Here is a 24,049-nt window from a genome sequence, read left to right on the forward strand (position 1 = left end):
GCCCGCCCCCGAGAGCGAGCCCTTTGGTTAAAGGCAACACACAGACTACTTGATAATACGGTATTCCGCCGAGCGGGCGTGCGCTTCCAGGTATTCGCCGCGCGCCAGTACCGAGGCAGTTTTGGCAAGCTCCGAGGCGCCTGCGGGTGAGCACATGATAATCGAGCTGCGCTTTTGGAAATCGTACACCCCTAAAGGCGATGAAAAGCGTGCGGTACCCGAGGTAGGCAGTACGTGGTTGGGACCAGCACAATAGTCGCCCAAGGCTTCGGGCGTGTGGCGTCCCATAAAGATGGCGCCGGCGTGGCGAATCTGCGGCAGCAGCGCTTCCGGATCGGTGACCGACAACTCCAGGTGCTCCGGCGCAATGCGGTTGCTCAACGCAATAGCGTCGGCAATATCCTTTACCAAAATCAGGGCGCCGCGATTTTTGAGCGAGGAGGAGGCAATGTCATTGCGCTGTAATGTGGGCAGCAATTTGGCGATAGACGCCTCTACCTTATCGAGATAGTCCGCATTGGGGCAGAGCAAAATCGCCTGGGCCTGTTCGTCGTGTTCCGCCTGGCTGAATAAATCCATAGCGATCCAATCCGGATCGGTTTCTCCGTCGCAGATCACCAAAATTTCCGAGGGACCAGCGATCATATCAATAGCCACTTGGCCGAAGACTGCACGCTTGGCCGTGGCTACATAAATATTGCCAGGGCCAACAATTTTATCCACCTTAGTAATAGTTTCTGTACCGTAAGCCAGTGCCGCCACCGCCTGCGCACCGCCAATGGTAATCACACGATCTACACCGGCAATAGCGGCGGCGGCCAACACCATGGGGCTGATTTCACCATCGGGGGCGGGCACAACCATAGTCAGCTCATCCACACCCGCCACCTTGGCGGGAATAGCATTCATCAATACCGACGAGGGGTAAGAGGCTTTGCCACCGGGAACATACAGGCCTACACGCTCCATGGCCGAAATTTGCTGGCCGAGCACAGTGCCATCGGCTTCGGTGTAGCGCCAGGAATTCTGCAGCTGGTGTTGGTGATACTGGCGAATGCGTTCGGCAGCCACTTGCAGAGCCTGGCGCTGTTCAGGACTGATATTGTCCAGGGCGGCGTGTAGCTGCTCGGGGGCGACGACCAGATCGGCCATGGTTTGTGCACTGCGGCGATCGAAGCGGTTGGTGTATTCCAGTACAGCGGCATCGCCACGGCTTTTTACCTGCCCCAAAATATCGCCCACAACCCCGGCAACACGTGCATCACTCACAGACTCCCACGCCAGCAACTGGTCAAGGCGCTGATTGAAATCGGCCTGGCGGCTATCTAAACGGTTCACTAATGTCGACATAACATATTTTTCAAAAAGGGATTTGCACATTCCTACCGACAAACCAACAAGCCAGGAGGAAAGCATAGTGTCCCTTGCCGGATCGAGAGAGGCGTGGATGCCAACCTCGAACCTACAAGGACGTATTTACGGCGTGTCCTGCAAGGGGCGCTATGCTTCCCAGGCATCCCGCTCGCAGGTCGGTATGTTCATCGAACCATTACCGATCGAACCATCATCAAACACTCACCCCCAAAATACCCATTGCCATTCACAATGGGCTGCATAGGCTTATTGACTAACGGCCTTTTGACTAACAGCCTTGGCAATAGGATCGATAATGGCTTGAATCAGCAGGTGCTTCATTTTCATGGAGGCCTTGTTCACGATCAAACGTGAACTGATATCGGCAATGTGTTCGCGCGGCTCCAGGCCGTTGGCACGCAGGGTATTACCGGTATCGACAATATCCACAATCTCATCGGCCAAATTCATAATCGGGGCCAGTTCCATCGCCCCATAGAGCTTGATCACGTCAATCTGACGCCCCAGGCTGGCGTAATACTGCTTGGTCACATTCACATATTTGGTGGCAACGCGAATGCGCCCGGCGGGTGTCTGCTGGCCTTTTACCCCGGCCGTCATCAAGCGACAGCGGGCAATGTTCAAATCCAGTGGCTCATACAAACCTTCGGCGCCGTTTTCCATCAGGGTGTCCTTGCCGGAAATCCCCATATCCGCCGCGCCAAATTGCACATAAGTAGGCACATCAGCACCGCGTAACAACAGCAGGCGCACATCCTCGCGGTTGGTGGGAAACACCAGTTTGCGGCTTTTCTCCATATCTTCCAGAGGCTCAATACCCGCCGCTTTCAGCAGTGGCAGTGTCTCCTCCAGAATGCGCCCCTTGGTGAGCGCTATGGTTAGCATCTGACTCATAGTGTTAACTCTTGATACGGCGCACGCTGGCACCCAGGGCCTGGAACTTGGCCTCTATCGCCTCGTAACCGCGATCTATGTGATAAATGCGATCGATCAGGGTTTCACCATCGGCTACCAGGCCGGCAATCACCAGGCTGGCTGAGGCGCGCAAATCCGACGCCATAACCGGTGCCGCCTTCAAGCGCTCCACACCGGTGACTATAGCGGTATTGTGCTCCAGCTCTATATGGGCGCCCATACGCTTTAGCTCTGCCACTTGCACCAGGCGATTCTCAAAAATTGTCTCGGTAATATGGCTAATCCCATCCGCTACCGCATTCAGTGCCATAAACTGCGACTGCATATCGGTAGGAAATGCCGGGTAAGGTGCAGTTTTCAAGCTGACTGCCTTGGGGCGGCGACCGTTCATATCCAGCGCAATCCAGTCTTCACCCGTGGTAACGTCTGCCCCGGCTTCCTGCAACTTCACAATCACCGCTTCCAGGATACTGGCGCTGGTGTGGGTTAGGCGCACCTTGCCACGGCTCGCTGCAGCCGCTACCAGGTAAGTGCCCGTTTCGATGCGATCGGGCATAACGGAGTAATCACAACCAGTAAGCGACTCCACGCCCTCGATAGTGAGGGTAGATGTACCTATACCGCTGATCCTGGCGCCCATGGCAACCAGCAGATTAGCCAGGTCAACAATTTCCGGCTCGCGCGCAGCATTCTCCAAAATGGTTTTACCTTCGGCCAATACCGCTGCCATCAGCAGGTTCTCGGTGCCACCCACAGTGACGGTATCCATCAAGAAATGGCAACCCTTCAGGCGACCCTGACGGCGGGCGCGAATATAACCGCCGTCGATTTCAATGCTGGCGCCCATGGCCTCCAGCCCACGCAGGTGAATATCTACCGGGCGTGAGCCAATAGCGCAGCCACCGGGAAAGGACACATTGGCCTCACCGTAGCGCGCCAGCAAAGGGCCCAGCACCAGAATGGAGGCGCGCATGGTTTTTACCAGCTCGTAGGGCGCGGTGTAAGAATTAATGGTATTGGGGTCCACAATGACTACATGGTCGCCCTGAATTTCGATGGTCAAACCCAGGGTGCGCAAAAGCGCAATCATGGTGCTAATGTCATTCAGGTGCGGCACATTGGCCAGACGCACCTTGCCCTGGGCGAGAATAGTGGCTGCCAGTATTGGCAGGGCCGCATTTTTGGAGCCGGAAATACGCAACTCACCGGTGAGCGGACCGGAACCGGAAATCAAAAATTTATCCATTGCCTGTCTTGTCTAAAACGGCCCATAGGGCTGGAGTCGATACTTGGGTTACTGTTGCTGTTGTTGCTGCCATTGCTCTGGAGTGAATGCCCTGATGTAATCCACAGCATGGATACTGCGATCCGCAAATTGCTGACTGAGGGTACCCAGCACCAATTGTTGCTTTTTCACGGGAGTCAGGCCGGCAAAGGCAGGGCTAACAATGACCAAGCCGATATGATCGCCCTGAACCTCTACGGATTTAACATCAGCCCCAGGTAACTGGCTCTCAATCAGCGCTTTGATTTGTTCGGCTTGCATAGGAATCTCGTGTCGGGGAAAGAAATCTGGCTGACAGCCATCAATAAGCGGCGCAGTTTACCGGAATGGCATCAAACCCGCATCCCAAATCAACGGAAGCCCGATAAGCGCCACAAAAGACACCATCCCTTAAGAACAAAGCCCCTGGAATCCAGAGGCTTTACAAACAGGGCGGAACAGATCTCAGACAATCAGGCTTCTGACAACCAGTTGGCGATCACCTTGTCCAGATCATTGTTGTACTTGCGCATAGCCGATTTAAACTGGCTGGAGAACGACATCCCCAGGTTCACCCCATTCAGGGTGACATTGATTAACTTCCAATCACCGCTCCTGGACTGCACCATACTGTAATCGAGCTTGTGTACAGTCCCCTTGTCATTTACCTCCTGGGTAACTGTCACACGCTGCGGATTCTTCTTGTCCGCAGCGACATTCACGACCTTAATATCGCTATCCACATAACCCGCAATCCCCTTGGCATAGGATTTCACCAGACCATTGCGAAATACGTCCAGGAATTGCTTGCGCTGGTCAGTACTGGCTTTGTCATAGGCTTGCTTACCCATAACGTGGGCAGCGATATAACCAAAATTCACCACCTCATCCAACGTGGTTTGCACCTGCTTGTAATAAACATCATCGCTGGCTTTCTGTGCTTTTTGTGCACGAACATGAACAAATAACTCCTGAGTCACGTTTTCTACGACAACGCGCGGATCTGCTGCCTGCGCAGCATTGGACTCTGCCAGTACACTCCGGGCACCCAATGCCAGCAGCAAGCTCGCAACCAACACGACATAACGATTCACAACCATTGTCTTCATGCAAACACCTTCCGTTTACCAATAAACCTATACCTGGAGCTACCAATACGCTGCTATCCAGCGCCTGGACGAACCCGAGAAACTATTGAGTGCGCCTGTGTGACCATCAAATCACCCGATGGTGCCTCGACTTTTCAATTCTTGAGCCTTTGTGATACTCCACCACAGCAATTGGGGCGGCACTATAGCACCGTCGTACAGCCCCCATTAAGTGACGCTTGTAAAAATTGCACAATCTTCCATCCAGGCGGTTTTATCACTCACAACAGCCTCTATAATGCCCGCCTTGGCCGTTGTACAGGATACTTCCATGAACTCATTTGACTATGTCCAGTCCGCCCGCCGTACTATCCGCCTGGAAACAGAGGCTATTGCGGCCCTGGAGGAGCGCATAGGCGAGGATTTTCGCCGGGCCTGTGACCTGATCCTCGCAGGAAAAGGCCGGGTCATTGTGACCGGGATGGGGAAATCCGGGCATATCGGCAAAAAAATCGCGGCTACCCTGGCCAGCACAGGCACCCCCGCCTTTTTTGTTCACCCCGGCGAAGCCAGTCACGGTGACCTTGGTATGATCACCAAAGACGATATAGTCCTGGCAATCTCCTACTCCGGCACATCCAATGAGATTGTGACACTCCTGCCTTTACTTAAAAGGACCGGAATCAACATCATCAGCATGACCGGCAATCCCCAATCGATTCTGGCGGAAGTGGCTGAAGTTCACCTGAATATCTATGTTGCTACCGAAGCTTGTCCACTGGATCTGGCCCCCACCTCCAGTACCAGTGCAACCCTGGTTTTGGGTGATGCTCTTGCTATCGCCCTGTTAGAAGCACGGGGTTTTACTGCCGAAGATTTCGCCTTTTCACATCCCGGCGGAGCCCTGGGGCGCAAGCTCCTGCTACGTTTATCCGATATCATGCACACAGGTGATGAAATTCCTCGGGTCTCTTCTGACACACCATTACTCGAAGCCTTGATGGTTATATCAGCCAAAGGTTTTGGTATGACTACAGTGACAGATGCAACCGGGCAGTTCCTGGGCATCTATACCGATGGCGATTTGCGCCGCAGTATTGATCGCGGCGTGGACATCCACAGCGCTAAAGTGGGTGACTTAATGAATCCCAATCCCAAAATACTGCGCGACAGCACCCTGGCAGCAGAAGCATTAAAGTTGATGGAAGAATCAAAAATTAACGTATTGCTGGTCAGCAATGCAGAAAATCACCTGATTGGCATCGTAAAAATTAACGATATCCTGCGCGCAGGTATCATCTAGCCGGCAAATCGATTTGAGTAAACTATGAGCACCAATTTACACAACCGCCTGAGTGCTATACGCCTGCTGCTGCTCGATGTGGACGGGGTACTTACCGACGGTCGCCTCTACTTCAATAACCAGGGCGATGAATTCAAAAGTTTTAATACCCTTGATGGACAGGGGATCAAAGCCCTGCAACGCAGCGGTGTCAGGGTTGGCATTATCACCGGGCGTACCAGTGAACTGGTTGCACGCCGTGCGCGCGACCTTGGAATTGGTATTTTGGTCCAGGGACGGGAAGACAAATGGGATGCATTGCAAGAAATACTCCTTGAGCACCCTTACCCCCTGGAGCAGATAGCCTTTATGGGTGATGACTGGCCTGACCTGACGGTAATGACGCGTGTCGGCCTCGCGCTGTGCGTTGCCAATGCCCATGCTGCCGTCGCCGAACGCGCCCATTGGCAAAGTGAAGAGCGGGGCGGTGAAGGGGCTGTGCGCGCTGCATGCGATCTGCTAATGCAAGCGCAGGGCAGCTACCAGGCCGCACTCGCCCAATACCTGCCAACACCCGGAGCGCAGTAATCGTGAAGCCTGCCGAACAACGCTTGCGCGAGTTACTGACCACGCCCTGGACACTGGTCATTGCCCTGGTTGTCAGTTTCAGTATTGTCAGCCTGTTTCACGGTAGCGGTAAAAAAACAGGGCTAGCAGATACGGAAAAAACCTTTCCCTACACCTTTATTACCAGCGTTGAAACACGCGAATACAACGCCCAGGGCTTGTTGCAATATCAATTGAACACGCCCCTGGTTACCCATTTCCAGGTCAATCCGGATGCGCCGGGCGAACAGGATTACACCCTGTTTGATACCCCCAGATTACGCTTCCAGGATAACCCTGATGAAGCGCCCTGGCACTTATCTGCCCATCTGGGACGCAGCAGCCTGAATGGCAAATTGCTCTTCCTGAGCCAGGATGTATTGATCCAGCAGGAGACAGCCAGCCAGGGGTTAATCCAGATAGAAACCACTGAGCTGCTGGTAAAACCCGCAGAGCAATACGCCGAAACCGACAAAGCTGTTAAGATGCGCAGCGCCAAAGGCCAGGTGGACGCCGTGGGTATGACAGCGCTTATGCGCGACAGCCGCGTCCAATTGCAATCCGATGTCAGAGCCATTTATGAACCGCGTTAAACTCCCTTTCCTCGCATTTCTGGCCAGCAGCCTGTTACTCACCCTGGCAACCCCGGCATTGGCCTTACCGGAAGATCGCAACCAGGTGATCCGCGGCACAGCTGACACCCTGGTCGTTGATCAGAAAATCGGTGAGTCAACCTACAGCGGTTCAGTGCGCATCGAACAGGGCTCATTGGTAATTACGGCGGATATCATCAAGGTGCGCACCCGCCCCGACGGTTCGCCGGATAAGATCGTTGCCACTGGCTCTCCTGCGCGCTTCCAACAGCAACCCAGCCTGGACCAAAAGGTGATTGTTGCAACCGCTAAAAGCATCACCTATACCCCGGACAATGAGCATTTACTGCTGGTTGAGGAGGCCGCCATTGAGCAAGATGGCCAGGTCATGAAAGCGCCGCATATCAATTACGACCTCATCAATGAAGTCATGAAAGCCAAGCAAATTGATGGCGCTCGTGTCGATATCTATATTCCGCCCAAAACCGAAGCCAAGCACTGACCCCATGCCCAGATTGCACGCCCAGAACCTTGCCAAGAGCTATAAAAAACGCACTGTCGTTGTCGATGTGTCCATGACCGTCGATAGCGGTACCATTGTCGGTTTACTCGGCCCTAACGGTGCGGGTAAAACAACCTGTTTTTACATGATTGCGGGTCTGGTACCGGCAGATAAAGGACGCGTACTGATTGACGATCTGGATATCACTCCTTTGCCGATTCACGGGCGCGCACGTGCCGGCATTGGCTACCTGCCACAAGAGGCATCGATTTTTCGCAAGCTGTCTGTCGCCGATAACATCATGGCTATCCTTGAAACCCGCAAGGATCTCGACCGCAAGCAGCGTCTGGAAAAACTCGAATCCCTCTTGGGTGAATTCCATATCACCCACATTCGCAACAGCCTGGGTATGTCCCTATCCGGAGGCGAGCGTCGCCGCGTGGAAATCGCCCGCGCCCTGGCGACCGACCCACAATTCATCTTGCTGGATGAACCCTTTGCCGGTGTAGACCCGATCTCCGTAAGCGACATTAAGGAAATTGTTCGCCACCTCAAGGATCGCGGAATTGGCGTATTAATTACTGACCATAATGTGCGTGAAACCCTGGATATCTGTGAAACTGCTTATATCGTGAGTGAAGGTCACATTATTGCCTCCGGCCAGCCGGAGACAGTGCTTGCACACCCCAGGGTACGAGAGGTTTATCTGGGTGAGCATTTCCGTATCTAACCACCACCCAGGGTGCTACAACCGGAAACATAGCGATTTCTGCGACCGCAACAACTTGACAATTCTTAATTTTTAATCATTAGGCACAAAGATTGCTAAGGCTTATTGATTGGGAATCAAAGCCTGTCTAAACTCCACTAAAAGAAGGTTGGCGTTTTATCTATCCATACCTGCGTACATCCGGTGTCTACCCAGGACACCACCCCGGTTTCACCCTGAACAGGTTTTGTTGCCCCCATAATGAAGCAATCACTCCAATTAAAGCTCGGTCAGCAACTCACCATGACCCCGCAGTTGCAACAGGCCATTCGCCTATTGCAGCTTTCCACGCTGGACTTGCAACAGGAAATCCAGGAAGCACTGGACTCCAACCCCATGCTGGAATTGGAGGAAAACTACGAGGGTGGCAATGAAACCAACTACGACACTGGCGAACCGGATACCAGTGATTACGAGCGAACCCTTGAGGTCGCCGCAGATCCAGCAGCAAACACCACAGACCAGCTGAGCGACAATTACACTTCCAGTACCAGCACTGACAGTTATTCCAGCAGCGAATCAAATGATTACGCCAGTAGCAATGGAGAAGGCTTTGAAGCCGCGGCAGAATCGGACTTTGACGCCGACAGTTTTGGCGATAGCGCCGGGGACTGGTCAGACTCCATCCCTGCTGATTTACCGGTAGATACCAGTTGGGACGATGTTTACCAGGCCTCCTCCAGCAGCAGCTCCAGTAACTACGATAACGAAGACAACGATTTTGAGAGCCGTCGCGCCACAACCGATTCGATTTATGACCACCTCACCTGGCAACTGAACCTGACCCCCATGTCTGACCGCGATCGCCTGGTTGCCATGGCAATTATCGACGCAGTAGAGCCCAGTGGTATGCTCTCTATCAGCATCCACGAGATCTATGATGGACTGGCAGCAGAGCTTGAAGAGCTTGAAGAAGATGAAGTGGTCGCCGTACAACACCGTCTGCAGCAATTTGATCCCTGCGGTGTATGCAGCCAAAACCTGTCCGAATGCCTGTTGGTACAACTCCAGCAATTTGATCCACAAACCCCTTTTCTGGAGCCCGCCAAACTGATTGTTAAGCAATACCTGCCACTCCTGGGTAGCCGCGATTATCGCCAATTGATGCGTCGCACCAAGCTCAAGGAGGCAGAACTCAGCCAGGCGGTAACACTTATCCAGGGGCTCAACCCGCGTCCGGGTGACATTATTGCCAGCGGCGATACTGAATATGTAGTGCCTGATGTCTTTGTGGAAAAACGTGACAGTCGCTGGATTGTGGAGCTCAATCCCGACATAGCGCCACGTTTGCGCATCAATTCAGACTACGCCTCTATGGTGCGTCGCGCTGACTCCAGCAGCGACAACACCTTCCTCAAGGATAATTTGCAGGAAGCCCGCTGGTTTCTCAAAAGCTTACAGAGCCGCAACGAAACCCTGCTCAAGGTAGCCAGCTGTATTGTGGAAAAACAGCGCGGCTTTCTCGAGTATGGCCCCGAAGCCATGAAACCCCTGGTATTGCACGATATTGCAGAAATTGTCGGCATGCACGAATCGACTATTTCACGGGTAACTACGCAAAAATACATGCATACCCCCCAGGGGATTTTTGAACTCAAGTACTTTTTTTCGAGTCATGTCAGTACAGACAGTGGCGGCGAGTGTTCATCGACAGCCATACGCGCCATCATCAAAAAGCTGGTGAGCGCAGAGAATCCGAAAAAACCCCTGAGCGACAGCAAGATTACCGAATTGCTGGCAGAACAGGGTATCCAGGTTGCCAGGCGCACTATCGCCAAGTACCGTGAATCGCTCAATATTCCGCCATCCAATGAACGCAAAAGCCTGTAAATCCAGGCCCAATACCCAGGACAGATGGCGAACGCCGGGACGCACCAACAGGTTGTTATCAGTTGCAACTGCTGAATCAACTGTCATTTTTTACCAGTCCGCGTGAAACGAGAGGATGTACTTATGCAAATAACTATCAGTGGCCACCATCTGGAAGTTACTGAATCGCTCAGGGATTACGTCAATAACAAATTGGAAAGACTCAGTCATCACCATGATCGTATAACCAATACCCATGTCATCCTCTCGGTGGATAAACTGATTCAAAAGGCAGAAGCCACAGTTCATGTCAGCGGCAAAGACTTGTTTGCTGATGCGACCCATGAAGACTTATACGCAGCTATTGATGCACTGGCTGACAAACTGGATCGGCAGTTGATCAAGCATAAAGAAAAGTTGCGCAGCCACCGTTAAGCCACACCAACCCAATCAGCCTCGGAGCACCTGAGCCGGGGCTTAACGACAAGAGAAGATACGACGACAGTAACCCTATGGAAATTCAAGCGTTAATCAGCCCCAAACGCACGCTTTGCCGCGTTGAGGGGGGCAGCAAGAAACGAGCCCTGGAACTGTTGGCCAACACCATCGCCCAGGATGTCACCCATATTGATGCGGAAGACTTATTTCGCCGCCTTATCGCACGTGAGCGCCTGGGCTCAACCGGCATAGGTTATGGCATTGCCATTCCCCACTGCCGGGTGGAAAACTGTCAGGGAACCGTTGGTGCCCTGATCACGTTGACCGAGCCAGTCGACTTTGACGCAATAGATTCACAGCCCGTCGATATCCTGTTTGCCATGCTGGTGCCCGAAGAGGCCCATGACGAACATTTGCAGACCCTGTCATCCCTGGTTAATGCGCTCAACAAAGCGGAATACCGCGATAAATTGCGCGCAGCCGCCAGCGACCAGGATCTGTATGAAGCCGCAATCAGCTAAGCGAGTCCAACATGCACCTAGTGATTGTCAGCGGTCTATCCGGATCGGGAAAAACGACAGCGCTCCATGTCCTTGAGGATGTGGGGTTCAACTGCATCGATAACCTGCCTGTTAGCCTGCTACCCGCACTGGTTGCACAGATTGAAATCCACAAGGATCAGGCGCAAAAGTTTGCCATAGGCATTGATGTGCGTAATGCCTGGCAGGATTTGAGTCTCTTTCCCAAGATGGTATCCACCTTGAAAGAGGCCCATCTGCCCTTTCACACAATCTACCTGGACTCCCATCCTTCCGTTCTCATCCAGCGCTTTAGTGAAACCCGTCGTAAACACCCGTTAAGCGACAAGAGCACCAGCCTTGAAGAAGCTATAGCGCTGGAGCAAAACCTGCTCGAACCCATCCGCGATGCGGCCGACCAAACAATTGATACCAGCCACCTCAACCTGCATGAATTGCGCGATCTGGTTAAGGATCGGGTGGTGGGGCGAACCGAAGCCACCATGGCAATCCTGTTTGAATCCTTTGGGTTTAAACACGGCACCCCGGTTAATGCCGACCTGGTCTTCGATGCCCGCTGCCTGCCCAATCCCCATTGGAAGCCACACCTCCGCCCCCAGACCGGGTTGGATGCTGACGTTGTTGAGTTTCTCGAAGAGCAGGTCACAGTCCAGGAGATGTATGCTGATATAGAGCACTATTTAACGCGCTGGCTACCCCGCTACCAGGCTAATAATCGCAGCTATATCACAATTGCCATCGGCTGCACCGGAGGCCAACATCGCTCCGTATACTTGAGTGAACGTTTAAAAAAACACTTTGACCAGTACTACCAGGATGTCCAGGTGCGCCACCGCGATATTCATAAACACCAGAAGCACCATAACCATGCTCCAGCAAACTCTTGAGATCATTAACAAACGCGGCCTCCACGCCCGTGCCGCCGCCAAACTTGCCAGCCTCGCCAGCAAGTTCAAGGCACAGGTGCAGGTACGTGTTGGTGAAGGCAATTGGGTCGATGCTAAAAGCGTTATGTCTCTGATGCTGCTTGCAGCCGGTCAGGGCACACAGCTGCAAGTCAGTGCCGATGGCGCTGATGCACAACACGCGCTCGATGAAATCAGTACGCTTGTGACCGACTATTTTGGCGAAGGGGAATAACACGGGTTGTTATTAACGGCGCTTTTGCCTACTCTGTGCGCCCACTTTTTCACAGCCAGCACTGCTATGGTTTACGACTACGACGACGTCAATCCCGATGATTACATCCGCAGCAAATCGCAGGTCAAGCGCGATATGCATGCATTGCAAGCCCTGGGCGAAAGCCTGATCCATATGAATGAAAAGCAACTGGCGCAGATTCCCCTCAGTGAACAAATGCTGGATGCCATCTACATTGCGCGCAAAATGCCCCCTAAAGAGGCCCGCCGCCGTCAAATCCAGTACATAGGCAGATTGATGCGCGAAGGTAATCACGAAGAAATCCAGGCAGCGGTTGAAAAAATCCAGAACCGCAATGACCAGTACATCCACCGCCAACATCAAATAGAGCGCTACCGCGACCTGTTGATTGAAGGCGACAAACAGGTCTTCCAGACCCTGGTAACCTCCTGCCCCGGTATTGATGTGCAGCACCTGCGCCAATTAATTCGCGCCGCCCAGAAAGAGCGCGAGGAAAACAAACCGGCAGCCAGCGCACGCAAGTTATTTGGGTTTATCCGCGAGCAATTGGAAGCCCAGGACTAGGTGCCTGGCCTTCCCCGCTATCGCGCAATAAATCGGCGCCTCCCCCTGCTGTCGCTCCAGGCGCTATATCTTCCGGCCTCATCAGCAAGCTATTGGGCGCTTTCTTTTTCACGCTGTCACGCAAACTCTCTTCACTCTCAAACAGGCGATCAAAGCGCATTTTGGGATTATCCCAACTGCCTCGGATGCTGTAGCTGATGCTGGTGACCTGATCAACCTGCCGCTTAAATAATTTGCTCACCACATAGATGCCCGCGGCAGCGGGCAGCCCTGTTACCAGTGCGGTAAAGAATGTCAGGTTGCCTGCCACAGGCAAGGTGGCGACCAAACGGGTGCGGATACGCTCGCGCTTGAGGTCGATAGTCCCCGCCATTTGCAGGCGGCTTGATGGTCCACGCACCTCTAATGGATCAACAAAAGTCAGGGTACCCCGGCTAAAACTGACCTTGCCATTGATTTCATCGTACGCCAGGCCACTTTGGTAGAGATCGGAAAAGTCCATGCGCATACGCCGCGCCAGGGAGTCGAAATTCAATACCGACAGTAACCGCAAAATACCATCGCCACCCGCCGACACATTGCGCTTGAAGCGCCCCTTCTCCATACGCAGGCTCATATCACCCTGGATATCCACCAATTTGAAATCCTGGGGGGAGCCCGGCCAATAGATATCCAGGTTGAAATAGGCTGATTGGCTTTCCAGCGGGTCGGGTTTGGACCAGTGGCGCATCACCTGGGCAATATCTCCAGCGCGCAAGGCACCGATAAATCGGGTCTGGGGACCTTGATCACCAATGACCCACAGCATCCTGGCGCCCTCAGCAGGCTCTTTAGCACCTTCGATACTCAAGCCACGAATACTGCCCCGGATTTTGTCAATCACGACGCCCCGGCTGTTGGGGCGCAGTTCGAGCGACCAACTGCCGTAGTCATCCCCGGCTACCGCTAATTGCTTAACCTCAATATTCGCCAGTGGTAAATCGCGCGGGTCCAGCAATTTGCGCTCAGGCAGTTCGGCAGCTGCCACGCTATTACCGCTCTCCGCTGCAGGTTCTGCAGGCAACCCCAGATCCTCCCGGGTAAAACGCAAATAATCCAGCTTGATGTCCAGTGGGCGGTGCGCATCCTGGGGAACCTGGATAGCACCGGCGACCACCGGGTTTTCTACCTGTAACTGCCAACCGCGCCAATCGCGGCGGGCTTCAACCTGCAGATCACGCAAATTGAGGCTGCCCACCTGATAGTTGCCCAGTGTTAATTGCGCGCGAAATGGCAAGCCGGCAATACGGCTTTCATCAACCGGGACAACCACCGCAGGTGCAGGACTACTGGAGAGCGGTGTAATGCGCGTTTGATAATCCTGGTAGCGCACCAGCAATTGTTGCCATACATCCAGCTGGAATTCCGCTAAATACCCCTTTACCAGAAATGCCGGGGAATCATCCAATTCGGCAATTTCAGCCAGCGCAATGCCTGCGTTCAGTAACTGGTTAGCCGCACCCCGCTCCAGCAAAAATAAAGCATCCACCCAAGCGCGCTCACCCACCGCCAGGGACTTTTCCAGGTTGGCGGGTTTGTGATAGGAAACATCTACCAGGGTTTCCTGCTCATCCAGCCAAAGTTCCACACTCAGGTTGCGCTTTCCCTTGGCAGGCTTGCCCAGCTTGCCCGGCAGGCTCACGGCAACATCCTGCAGATCACTTTTCACCTGCACCCGCGCAAAGGCAGTGGAAGCAAATCGGGTACGGGCATCAGCTTCGGCAGGTAATTGCGCACTCATCTGATCCATGAGGTCACGCGGGCGATGGTTCAGCTCTACCCGCGTCTGGTAGGGGATTAATCCCTGTAAAAATAACAGTTCCGGACGCTTGCTCCAGGCGGCCAGGGTACGCGCCTCAACCTTGCCTTGCAGGTCGATCTGTGTCTGGTTGTAGCCCTTGAGCACACGGGTATTGAGTTTGGCTTCAACAGGCTCTCCGAACAGGCTGGCAACCAGCCCCTCACTGGAAAGCCCTGTGCGGCTATCGTAGCCAATGCGTCCCTCCAGGTTTCGCAGCGTCAATTGCAAATTCTGCAACTCAAATGCCGGCGCCCTGAGTTGCACATTCACTTGCTGGTGGGCATCAGGCGGGTTAGCCACACCAGTGCCCAAGGGGATAGCAAGGTCGAGATCCGCCTGCATATCACCCGTCAGGAACCAGGTATCCATAGTGCCGCCGATATAGCGACGCAGTATGCCTTCGCGCAATATGCGCAGGCCGTCGGTTGCAGGCCCCGCCAGGGAGCCTTTGACTTGCAGCAATGAGCCATTACCGCGAGAGCGCGGCTCCATGCGCACCTCTGCAGCCTGGATGCGGCTGTCGTAAGCCTCCGCGTTCTGGATACTGGCAGCAACCCGGCCGTTGCTAACCAACAGGCGTCCACGCAATTGCTCCAGGGCAGGCCACCCCGGACTGTAATCCAAACGGCTTTCGGCCAGATCCAGGTAAAGGTCAAAACTGCGCGCCATGGGATTCTTATTGTTAAGGGTGGCGCGGTAAACAAAACCGGCGGTGCGTGCAATACCGGGGTTATCCTGCCCTACACTCTGGGCTAACCAGCTCTGTATCGACTCGGGGGCCAGGGCAGGCAAGTATTTCTGGTACAGGCCGGCACTGAGGTTACGTCCCCCGACCTGCAAGTACAGATCTATATCGCCAGTATTGCGCTGCCAGGGCATAAACAACCAAAAATACCCTGTCAAATCCTCACTGCCCTGGCGAAAACGCAGGGCGCCGCTATTCACATGGATTTTGTTGTTGGCTGGATCCAGGCGCCAGGCCACTTGCCCTTGCGCCTGCTCATAGGCCATAGGCTCGGCATAGCTGGGAATATAATGCATGCTAAAGCCTTGTTGGCTGTCGATATTGACAAAGCCACCGCGCTGACCCACCTGTACATAACCATCCACACCGGTCAATGCCGGTGCCCCACGCCAGGCGTTTACGGCCACCTGCGCCAGGTTCGCACGCAATTGCCAATCCGGTGTTGCGCGCAGGGGCAAGTTCAATTCCACATTGTGCAATTGTCCGCGCGGAGCCAGGGTTACCAGTACATCCTGGGCAATGCCCTGCCCCAGGGCGCCTGATTCATTCAATAAAATCGCCAAAGGCTCAAGGTCCAGGCGATCCAGGTTAACGGCGAGCTGTTGTTCAGCCAGGGTATAGCGCAAGCCGAGGTTAATTGGTGCCAGTTCACGCGCCTTCAATTGTGCTTGCAGATCGCGTAACTGTATTTGCCAATCGCCACCATAGCGCCAATCGCCGACCAGGGCTGTGTTGACATCATCCAATTGCAGCTGGCGCCCCGCTACGGGTAACAGCAAGCGCTGCACCCCAATATTGCCAGTGACCGCAAAACCTTTACCGCGCTTATCACTATCCAGCCACAAATTGGCATTTACCCAACCTTCACTCCTGATGGCATCACTCACAACACCGCCCAACAGGAAAGCCGAAAGCGCCGCTATAGGCTCACTGGTCGGGAACTGGTTGAGTTGCAGGAAGCCACGGGAGCGGAATTGCTGGCGGTTGCGAGGGTCGCCTTCTCCTTCGACGACCAAATACACACTGCGCACCTGTTCATCGACATCCACCTGCAACGAAAGACGGTGAAACTTGCCCGCATTTTCAAGCAGCAGTGACGGTGAATTGAGGTTGACCTGCTGGCCATTATTAAAGCCAAAACGCAGATGGCTATTTTGAAACTCAATGCGCGTGGAGAGCAGCAGCATGTCAATCAGCGCATCCACTTGGGCAGGAGATGCCGGAGCCTTGTCGGTAACAGGGGCCGGTGACTCACGTGGCGGCAGGCCGCTGACATGCCATTTGCCATCCAGCCGCTGCTCAAAATCCATGTGTACATCAGAGAGGAGGATATTGCTCCATACCCAGCGCCGGTTCATTAGCGAACCGAGGATATCGAGGCGTACACGTGCGCGCTCCACCGCCACAATGGATTTGTCCGACACGCTGCGAATACTTAACTGCTGCACATCCAAACTGGGCTTTAACCCATCCCAGGTAGCATCGATACGGCCAATATCGACCTGGGCATTGAGCTTTTGCGAGAGATATTGGGCGATGTCCTGGTTGTAGTCACCGAGGAGATGGGAAAAGCTCCGCCCGGATTGCACCATCACCGCCAGGGCGATGATCAGCAGTGCACTCAGCAAGTAGGACCACTTGACCAGTTGGCGGAGGGCGCGAGTCATGCTTCTCTATCGTAGTTCCAAGGTTGTTGTCAGGCATCCACTGGTCAGCTAGACCAGCACAATATCGTACTGTTCCTGGTGGAAAAGTGCTTCAACCCTGAATTCAATGGTTCGCTGGATAAACGCTTCCAGGTCAGCCACGTAACTGGCCTCCTCATCCAGCAGGCGATCCACAACCACCTGGGATGCCAGCACCAAAAACTTATCATTATCGTAAGCCCGCGCCATACGCAGGACTTCACGGAAAATCTCGTAGCACACGGTCTCGGCAGATTTGACCTGGCCGCGCCCCTGACACACCGGGCAGGGCTCGCACAATAACTGGCCAAGCGACTCACGGGTGCGCTTGCGCGCCATTTCTACCAAACCCAACTCCGAAACGCCGGTAATGCGGGTCTTGGCCAGGTCTTTTTCCAGGGCTTTTTCCAGGGTACGCAACACCTGCCGCTGGTGCTCCGGGTCCTTCATATCAATAAAGTCGAGGATGATGATCCCACCCAGGTTGCGCAAGCGCAATTGACGCGCAATCGCCGTTGCCGCTTCCAGGTTTGTCTTGAAAATGGTTTCTTCCAGGTTGCGATGGCCCACAAAGGCACCGGTATTCACATCTACCGTGGTCATGGCCTCGGTTTGCTCAATGATGAGATAACCATTGGATTTGAGCGGCACCCGGGTTTCCAGGGCGCGACGCAATTCCTCTTCGACGCCATAGAGCTCCAACAGCGGGCGCTCACCACTGTACAACTCAATCAGGTCGACCAGTTGCGGCGCATATTTACTGGCAAAATCCTGCATTTGCTGCCAGGTCAGGCGCGAATCCACTCGCACCCGATCAATAGGGGCACGCGCCATGTCGCGCAGAGCGCGCAGATAGAGTGGCATATCGCGGTGAAGTTCCGCAGGCACTCCCAGGCTCGGCAGCCTGGCACTCAGATCCGTCCACAACTGCTGCAGGAAGGGGATATCTGCAAGAATAGCCGCTTCATCTGCCCCTTCAGCCACCGTGCGTACAATAAAGCCACCCGGAATCGACTCTTCTGCCACCACTCGCTCCACAATCTGGCGCAAGCGCTCGCGCTCGGGCTCATCCTCAATACGGGTAGACACCCCTATGTGGGATGAATTGGGCATGTACACCAAATAGCGGGAAGACAGCGTTAGATGGGTCGTCAGGCGCGCGCCCTTGGTGCTGATAGGATCCTTGGCCACCTGGACCAACAGGGTGTCACCTTCGCGCACCAGGCTGCGGATATCCGGCACCTCGCTGCGACGCAGCTCGCCCTCGGGGGGTTCCGGCATCATATCGGCAGCGTGGATAAACCCGGTGCGCTCCAAGCCAATATCCACAAAGGCAGCCTGCATACCCGGCAATACCCTGACGACTTTGCCGCGGTAGATATTGCCAACATAGGTCAGCCCATGGCGACGTTCCAGGTAAAACTCCTGCAAGACCCCATTTTCCACCAGGGCAACACGTGTCTCCACAGGAGAAACATTAATCAGGATTTCTTCACTCACACCGGACTCTCCTGCATCGGCGCTTGCCACCAGGGCACGCCCAGCTCTCGTAACAGGGCAACGGTTGCTTCAATGGGCAAGCCAACTACCGAGGAATAACTGCCCTGGATAGATTCCACAAACACAGCCCCCAATCCCTGGATAGCATAGCTACCGGCCTTATCACGCGGCTCACCGGTTTCCCAGTAAGCGGCAATTTCCGCATCGCTCAAAGCGCGAAAGCGCACCTCGGTTATCGAAAGACGCTCCAGCACCCGCTCCCTATTGCGCAAAGCCACCGCAGTAATGACCTGGTGTGTGCGCCCGGACAGTTGGCGCAACATTGCCAGGGCATGGGTGCGATCGCGCGGTTTTTCCAGGATGACCCCATCCAGCACCCCCAGCGTATCCGCCCCCAGTACGGGAGCTGCGGGCAAACCGGCAGCAGCAACAGCGGCCCAGCCAGCGGCAGACTTTTCGCGCGCCAGGCGCTGCACATACACCAGCGCACTCTCATGGGGGGCGGGCGTTTCCGCGACATCCACTGATACCACACGATGGGCAACGCCTATCTGGTGCAGCAGTTCACGGCGGCGCGGCGATTGGGAGGCAAGGTAGATAAACGGATCACTCACACGGACGACCTGTATCAGTGGAGTTGGTAACGCTGGCACAAACGATCGAGCCAAACACAACAGAAAGGCCAAAAGATAGCGCTGGTGACGGCAGGATAAAGAAACGCGACACCGGACAGCTGGCGCCCGGCCATGGACTGAACCCAGTTATCGGTCAATTGGGCAATCCCCACCAGGACAAATACCCATCCCGCCTGTTTCCACCGAGGAAAATTGCGCACCCGCTGGTAAGAGAGAAAACAAATATAGGCCACGATAATCAACCCGAGGCTGTGTTGCCCAAAGGGCACACTCTCCAGCAAGTCCTGGAACAAACCCAGCACGCACAAAAAAACCAGGCTCACGGACTGCGGCATGTTTAACATCCAGTAAATAGCCACAACCAACACAAATTCAGGGCGCCACCATTGCCAGATGAAAGGCAGCGGATAGACAGACAGGATCAGGGCCAGCAGGTAGCTGAGTAACATCATCGCCCATAATCCAACACGCGAAAACATTATTGCTCTCCGCCGCCAGAAACGCTGGATGCCGCCCTGGCCCTCGGGTTCAACAACTGGGTTTTTCCCGCCTGGTCACGGTTCTCGAATACCAGCAAAAGATGGCGACTGCGATCCAGTTTCGCCATAGGCCTGGCTGTTACCGTCAAAAAAGCCTTGCCCGGATCGCGCACCACTCGCTCAACCTCGGCGACGGGATATCCCACCGGAAAGCGCTCCCCCAGGCCGGAACTTACCAGCAGGTCGCCCTCGCGGATATCCGTATTGGCCGATACATGGCGCAAGCTAAGCCGGTTGAGGTCGCCCGTCCCCTCGGCGATAACACGTACACCATTGCGGTTAACCTGTACCGGAATGGCATGGGTTGCATCGGAAATCAGCAAGACGGTGCTGCTCTCATTGCTCACTTCCACCACCTGACCCATCAGGCCAAAGGCATCCAGCACCGGCTGCCCCTTGAACACCCCCGCACTACTGCCCCGGTTGATCATCACTTTATGGCTAAGGGGATTCGGCGAAACCCCGATAAGTTCAGCGATCAGGACGCTGTCCTGCAGCATCTCACTGGCATTGAGCAGTTGGCGCAAACGCACGTTCTCGGCAGCCAGGGAAGCCATTTGCTGGAGCTTACGCTGGTGAATCAACAGCTCTGCCTTGAGGTGGTCGTTCTCCAACTGCAAATCGGCACGGGATACAAATAGCCCTTTGCGCCAATCATTAACACGGCGGGGAATATCGGTGAGTTGATAGAACGGTGTCACGAGGAATGACAAGCGCTCACGCACCGGCTCCAGGCGATCGGTATAAAGGCCGACCACCACTACCCCCATGATGATAAAAATGAGTAGAAAGGCGCGGGAGCTGGCCGAAGACCCTCGGGAAAATAACGGTTTAATGGTGAAATCCCCCGTTTAACCGGGCGATGGCAAAGGCACACCGCCCAGTGCCGAATTACGACGATAACAGGTCGATATTGCGCTTATCGCTCATTTCCAGGGCCATACCGCCACCGCGAGCCACACAGGTCAGCGGGTCATCCGCCACAATAAAGGGCAGGCCAGTCTCATTGGACAGGAGACGATCAATATCGCGCAACAAGGCACCGCCGCCGGTCAGCACAACCCCGCTTTCGGCAATATCGGACGCCAATTCCGGTGGCGACTGCTCCAGGGCACTTTTCACTGCCTGGACGATACCCGCCAGCGGATCTTGCAATGCTTCAAGGATTTCATCGCTGCTCAGGGTAAAGCTGCGCGGTACGCCTTCAGCCAGGTTACGGCCGCGCACGTCAATCTCACGGATCTCGCTACCGGCAAAGGCACAGCCGATCTCCTGCTTGATACGCTCAGCAGTGGCATCACCAATCACACTGCCGTAGTTGCGGCGCACATAGTTAACAATTGCCTCGTCAAAACGGTCGCCACCGATGCGCACTGAATCTGAATAAACCACACCATTGAGGGAAATAACCGCGATCTCGGTAGTACCACCACCGATATCAACCACCATGGAGCCACTGGCCTCTGCCACCTTGAGGCCAGCGCCAATCGCCGCCGCCATAGGCTCTTCAATCAGGCGAACTTCACGCGCACCGGCACCCATGGCCGATTCGCGAATCGCGCGCTTTTCAACTTCGGTGGACAGGCAGGGAACACTGATCAATACGCGTGGGGAGGGGTTAAACCAGGAGTTTTCATGCACTTTGCGGATAAAATGCTGGAGCATTTTTTCAGTCACCTGGAAATCGGCAATCACACCATCTTTCAAGGGGCGAATGGCGGTGATGTTACCCGGAGTACGACCCAGCATACGCTTGGCCTCTACACCGACAGCCTCAACAATCTTGGTGCCATTGTGGTGGCGAATCGCCACTACCGACGGCTCGTTCAATACGATGCCGCGTCCGCGGACGTAGATCAAAGTGTTTGCTGTACCCAGGTCGATGGAAAGGTCGTTGGAGAAAGCCCCACGCAGAAGTTTTAACATGTCGAAACGAAGCCTTAATAATCAAGAAACTGTTTTTAGTAGAAAGAATTCTGAGCCAGGCACAGCTGACTGAAATGAGTGACGCAACTGCATCCACAAAGTACCGGACACTTCACGATAACCCGCTGCAATCTACCTTCGGGAGCGGCAAAAGTTCCGGTAGCGTTTTAAAGCGGTGAAGTATAAGTGAATTTTTTACATTTATCTGAGCTAAATCACCTGCCGAAAGGAATTTTTCCAGGTTTTTTTCGGGAAAACAGCAAGGGGCAATTCCCAACCAGGCCTCTCACCGGTATCAGGGATTTAGAGGCAGGCACAAATGTGGTACCTTGGCCGCCTATTTTTACCCCGAGCACCCGCTCCCCGCCTGGCGTCATCCGGTTTGCGCACCGATGGAACCAGGCAGTGCTACCTGTATTCCACCAATTGGAGTTAAACCCCATGGCTGTAGATACCTCTGATATTGCCAAGCTGGCCACATTGGCACGTATACAGATTTCCGATGAAGCGGCTGTTGAAGCAGCCAAGAGCATTTCCGATGTCCTCGCCCTCGTTGACCAACTACAAGCGGTCAATACCGATGATGTACTGCCGATGGCGCATCCGCTCGACGCTACCCAGCGCCTGCGCCCTGACCAGGTGAATGAACCCAATCAGCGCGAGCTATTCCAATCCATCGCCCCGGCAATCCAGGATGGTTTGTACCTGGTACCCCAGGTCATTGAATAACCGCCTGCTCTACAGGCCGGCAGCATCGCACTCATTTTTATAAGCCGGTGAAATATCACCGAACAGGATCAGGACTTTCGCAATGCATCAGTTCACCATTGCCGAGCTGGTTAAAGGTCTGCGCAATAAAGACTTTTCCAGCACCGAAATCACCCAGCATTACCTCGACCGCATCGCGCGGCTTGATAACACCTACAACAGTTACATCACTGTTACCGGAGATGTCGCCTTGCAACAGGCAGCCGCTGCCGATAAACGCCTGGCAGCAGGGAACACCTCCGCCCTCTGCGGTGTGCCTATTGCGCACAAGGACATTTTCTGTACAGCGGGTGTGCGCACTTCTTGCGCCTCTAAAATGCTCGACAAATTTATTGCCCCCTACAACGCTACCATCGTGGAAAACTACCTGAAAGCAGGTGTGGTAATGCTGGGTAAAACCAATATGGACGAGTTCGCCATGGGCTCATCCAACGAAACCAGCTGGTACGGCCCGGTGAAAAACCCCTGGAACACCCACTGCGTACCCGGCGGCTCTTCAGGTGGCTCTGCCGCCGCCGTTGCCGCCCACCTGGCACCTGCCGCCACTGCATCAGACACTGGCGGCTCCATTCGCCAGCCAGCTGCTCTCTGTGGCCTTACCGGTATCAAGCCCACCTATGGTCGCGTATCCCGCTGGGGCATGATTGCCTTTGCCTCCAGCCTGGACCAGGCAGGCATACTGTCGCGCACCGCCGAAGATGCCGCCCTGCTGCTCAATGACATGGCGAGTTACGACCCCAAGGATTCCACCTGTATAGAACGCGATGTACCCGACTACACCGCAGACCTGAACAAACCACTCAACGGCCTGCGTATTGGTGTACCCAAAGAATATTTTGGCGAAGGGTTAAATCCGAAAACAGCAGCCCTGGTGGAAGCCGCCATTAAGGTTTACGAAAGCCTGGGCGCCAGCATTCACAGCGTCAGCCTGCCACACACCCACCTGGCCGTACCGGCTTACTACGTGATTGCCCCGGCGGAATGCTCCGCCAACCTGTCGCGCTTCGACGGTGTGCGCTACGGCCATCGCTGCGAAGATCCAAAAGACTTGATGGACCTGTATATGCGCTCGCGCAGTGAGGGTTTCGGCGCCGAGGTAAAACGCCGGATACTGGTGGGCACCTACGCACTCTCTGCCGGCTACTACGACGCCTACTACAGCAAGGCGCAAAAAGTACGCCGCCTGATCAAGCAGGATTTCGTCGATGCCTTCCACCATGTGGATGTCATCCTCGGCCCCACCTCGCCTTCACCTGCGTTTGAGTTCGGCTCCAAGGGCAAGGACCCGGTAGCCATGTACCTGGAAGATATCTACACCATCGCCACTAACCTGGCGGGTCTGCCCGGCCTTTCCATTCCCTGCGGATTGGTGGATGACAAACCGGTCGGCTTGCAACTCATTGGCAACTTCTTTGCCGAAGCGCAACTGCTCAATGCAGCGCACCAATTCCAGCAGGCCACCGACTTCCACCAGCAAACTGCCCCAGGCATTGAATAGGAGCAACGA

Annotated in this window: 24 protein-coding genes; 13 read left to right on the forward strand and 11 right to left on the reverse strand. The window is 54.6% G+C overall.

Translation table 11 applies throughout. The features are described 5' to 3' along the window. Positions 1-45: 45 nt before the first annotated feature. The 5 genes from hisD to CJA_RS13515 all read right to left on the reverse strand — a co-directional run bounded on the left by hisD (position 46) and on the right by CJA_RS13515 (position 4,662). Positions 46-1,350, reverse strand: a complete 1,305-nt coding sequence (gene hisD, locus CJA_RS13495) for a histidinol dehydrogenase (protein ID WP_041552416.1) — start codon at positions 1,348-1,350, stop codon at positions 46-48. Positions 1,351-1,620: 270 nt separating this feature from the next. Next, positions 1,621-2,268: an ATP phosphoribosyltransferase gene (hisG, locus tag CJA_RS13500; RefSeq protein ID WP_041551536.1), complete on the reverse strand. Its 648-nt coding sequence runs from the start codon at positions 2,266-2,268 to the stop codon at positions 1,621-1,623. 4 nt (positions 2,269-2,272) lie between these two features. After that, complete coding sequence (gene murA / locus CJA_RS13505) at positions 2,273-3,535, reverse strand: UDP-N-acetylglucosamine 1-carboxyvinyltransferase (protein ID WP_012488390.1); 1,263 nt, start codon at positions 3,533-3,535, stop codon at positions 2,273-2,275. Between the two features lie 48 nt (positions 3,536-3,583). Then, positions 3,584-3,835, reverse strand: coding sequence for a BolA family protein (locus tag CJA_RS13510; protein ID WP_012488391.1), 252 nt, complete (start codon positions 3,833-3,835; stop codon positions 3,584-3,586). A 191-nt stretch (positions 3,836-4,026) separates the two neighbouring features. Continuing rightward, positions 4,027-4,662: an MlaC/ttg2D family ABC transporter substrate-binding protein gene (locus tag CJA_RS13515; protein ID WP_012488392.1), complete on the reverse strand. Its 636-nt coding sequence runs from the start codon at positions 4,660-4,662 to the stop codon at positions 4,027-4,029. Positions 4,663-4,972: 310 nt separating this feature from the next. Here CJA_RS13515 and CJA_RS13520 point away from each other — a divergent pair, with 310 nt between their 5' ends. The 11 genes from CJA_RS13520 to yjgA all read left to right on the forward strand — a co-directional run bounded on the left by CJA_RS13520 (position 4,973) and on the right by yjgA (position 12,904). Beyond that, positions 4,973-5,944 (forward strand): KpsF/GutQ family sugar-phosphate isomerase, encoded by a 972-nt coding sequence (locus CJA_RS13520; protein ID WP_012488394.1) that lies wholly within the window; start codon positions 4,973-4,975, stop codon positions 5,942-5,944. 24 nt (positions 5,945-5,968) lie between these two features. Beyond that, positions 5,969-6,511 carry a KdsC family phosphatase gene (locus CJA_RS13525; RefSeq protein ID WP_012488395.1) on the forward strand — a complete coding sequence of 181 codons (543 nt, stop codon included), beginning with the start codon at positions 5,969-5,971 and terminating at the stop codon, positions 6,509-6,511. Between the two features lie 2 nt (positions 6,512-6,513). Beyond that, positions 6,514-7,122 carry an LPS export ABC transporter periplasmic protein LptC gene (gene lptC, locus CJA_RS13530; protein WP_012488396.1) on the forward strand — a complete coding sequence of 203 codons (609 nt, stop codon included), beginning with the start codon at positions 6,514-6,516 and terminating at the stop codon, positions 7,120-7,122. Further along, entirely contained in the window at positions 7,109-7,624 is a 516-nt protein-coding gene (lptA, locus tag CJA_RS13535; protein WP_158304069.1) for a lipopolysaccharide transport periplasmic protein LptA, read from the forward strand. The genes lptC and lptA overlap by 14 nt, the downstream gene beginning before the upstream one ends. A gap of 4 nt (positions 7,625-7,628) precedes the next feature. Beyond that, entirely contained in the window at positions 7,629-8,354 is a 726-nt protein-coding gene (gene lptB, locus CJA_RS13540; RefSeq protein ID WP_041551537.1) for an LPS export ABC transporter ATP-binding protein, read from the forward strand. Between the two features lie 240 nt (positions 8,355-8,594). Then, complete coding sequence (locus tag CJA_RS13545) at positions 8,595-10,223, forward strand: RNA polymerase factor sigma-54 (protein WP_012488400.1); 1,629 nt, start codon at positions 8,595-8,597, stop codon at positions 10,221-10,223. 123 nt (positions 10,224-10,346) lie between these two features. Continuing rightward, positions 10,347-10,637 (forward strand): ribosome hibernation-promoting factor, HPF/YfiA family, encoded by a 291-nt coding sequence (hpf, locus tag CJA_RS13550; protein ID WP_012488401.1) that lies wholly within the window; start codon positions 10,347-10,349, stop codon positions 10,635-10,637. Between the two features lie 77 nt (positions 10,638-10,714). Then, positions 10,715-11,161 (forward strand): PTS IIA-like nitrogen regulatory protein PtsN, encoded by a 447-nt coding sequence (gene ptsN / locus CJA_RS13555; protein WP_012488402.1) that lies wholly within the window; start codon positions 10,715-10,717, stop codon positions 11,159-11,161. Between the two features lie 11 nt (positions 11,162-11,172). Further along, positions 11,173-12,066: an RNase adapter RapZ gene (gene rapZ, locus CJA_RS13560; RefSeq protein ID WP_012488403.1), complete on the forward strand. Its 894-nt coding sequence runs from the start codon at positions 11,173-11,175 to the stop codon at positions 12,064-12,066. Beyond that, on the forward strand, positions 12,047-12,319 hold the full coding sequence (locus CJA_RS13565) for an HPr family phosphocarrier protein (RefSeq protein WP_012488404.1): 273 nt from the start codon (positions 12,047-12,049) through the stop codon (positions 12,317-12,319). Before rapZ ends, CJA_RS13565 begins: the two co-directional genes overlap by 20 nt. Positions 12,320-12,385: 66 nt before the next feature. Beyond that, on the forward strand, positions 12,386-12,904 hold the full coding sequence (yjgA, locus tag CJA_RS13570) for a ribosome biogenesis factor YjgA (protein ID WP_012488405.1): 519 nt from the start codon (positions 12,386-12,388) through the stop codon (positions 12,902-12,904). Here yjgA and CJA_RS13575 read toward each other — a convergent pair. From CJA_RS13575 to CJA_RS13600, 6 genes are read right to left on the reverse strand one after another with little or no spacing between them, the layout of a single operon-like run. Beyond that, positions 12,873-17,156: a YhdP family phospholipid transporter gene (locus CJA_RS13575; RefSeq protein WP_012488406.1), complete on the reverse strand. Its 4,284-nt coding sequence runs from the start codon at positions 17,154-17,156 to the stop codon at positions 12,873-12,875. The two genes, yjgA and CJA_RS13575, sit on opposite strands and share 32 nt — an antisense overlap. A 48-nt stretch (positions 17,157-17,204) precedes the next feature. Continuing rightward, entirely contained in the window at positions 17,205-18,674 is a 1,470-nt protein-coding gene (gene rng / locus CJA_RS13580; RefSeq protein ID WP_012488407.1) for a ribonuclease G, read from the reverse strand. Beyond that, a complete protein-coding gene (locus CJA_RS13585) occupies positions 18,671-19,288 on the reverse strand; it encodes a Maf family protein (RefSeq protein WP_041551539.1) in 618 nt (205 codons plus the stop codon). The genes rng and CJA_RS13585 overlap by 4 nt, the downstream gene beginning before the upstream one ends. Before the next feature lie 14 nt (positions 19,289-19,302). Next, the gene (mreD, locus tag CJA_RS13590; RefSeq protein ID WP_012488409.1) at positions 19,303-19,788 is read right to left on the reverse strand and encodes a rod shape-determining protein MreD; all 486 of its coding nucleotides are present in this window, start codon (positions 19,786-19,788) and stop codon (positions 19,303-19,305) included. Next, a complete protein-coding gene (mreC, locus tag CJA_RS13595) occupies positions 19,788-20,684 on the reverse strand; it encodes a rod shape-determining protein MreC (RefSeq protein ID WP_083766869.1) in 897 nt (298 codons plus the stop codon). Before mreC ends, mreD begins: the two co-directional genes overlap by 1 nt. 55 nt (positions 20,685-20,739) lie before the next feature. After that, a complete protein-coding gene (locus tag CJA_RS13600; RefSeq protein ID WP_012488411.1) occupies positions 20,740-21,774 on the reverse strand; it encodes a rod shape-determining protein in 1,035 nt (344 codons plus the stop codon). A 441-nt stretch (positions 21,775-22,215) separates the two neighbouring features. Here CJA_RS13600 and gatC point away from each other — a divergent pair, with 441 nt between their 5' ends. Then, positions 22,216-22,503 (forward strand): Asp-tRNA(Asn)/Glu-tRNA(Gln) amidotransferase subunit GatC, encoded by a 288-nt coding sequence (gene gatC / locus CJA_RS13605; RefSeq protein WP_041552419.1) that lies wholly within the window; start codon positions 22,216-22,218, stop codon positions 22,501-22,503. A gap of 82 nt (positions 22,504-22,585) precedes the next feature. Next, positions 22,586-24,040, forward strand: coding sequence for an Asp-tRNA(Asn)/Glu-tRNA(Gln) amidotransferase subunit GatA (gene gatA / locus CJA_RS13610; RefSeq protein WP_012488413.1), 1,455 nt, complete (start codon positions 22,586-22,588; stop codon positions 24,038-24,040). Positions 24,041-24,049 lie beyond the last annotated feature (9 nt).

Origin of the sequence: Cellvibrio japonicus Ueda107 (assembly GCF_000019225.1) — a bacterium.
Lineage (GTDB): Bacteria > Pseudomonadota > Gammaproteobacteria > Pseudomonadales > Cellvibrionaceae > Cellvibrio > Cellvibrio japonicus.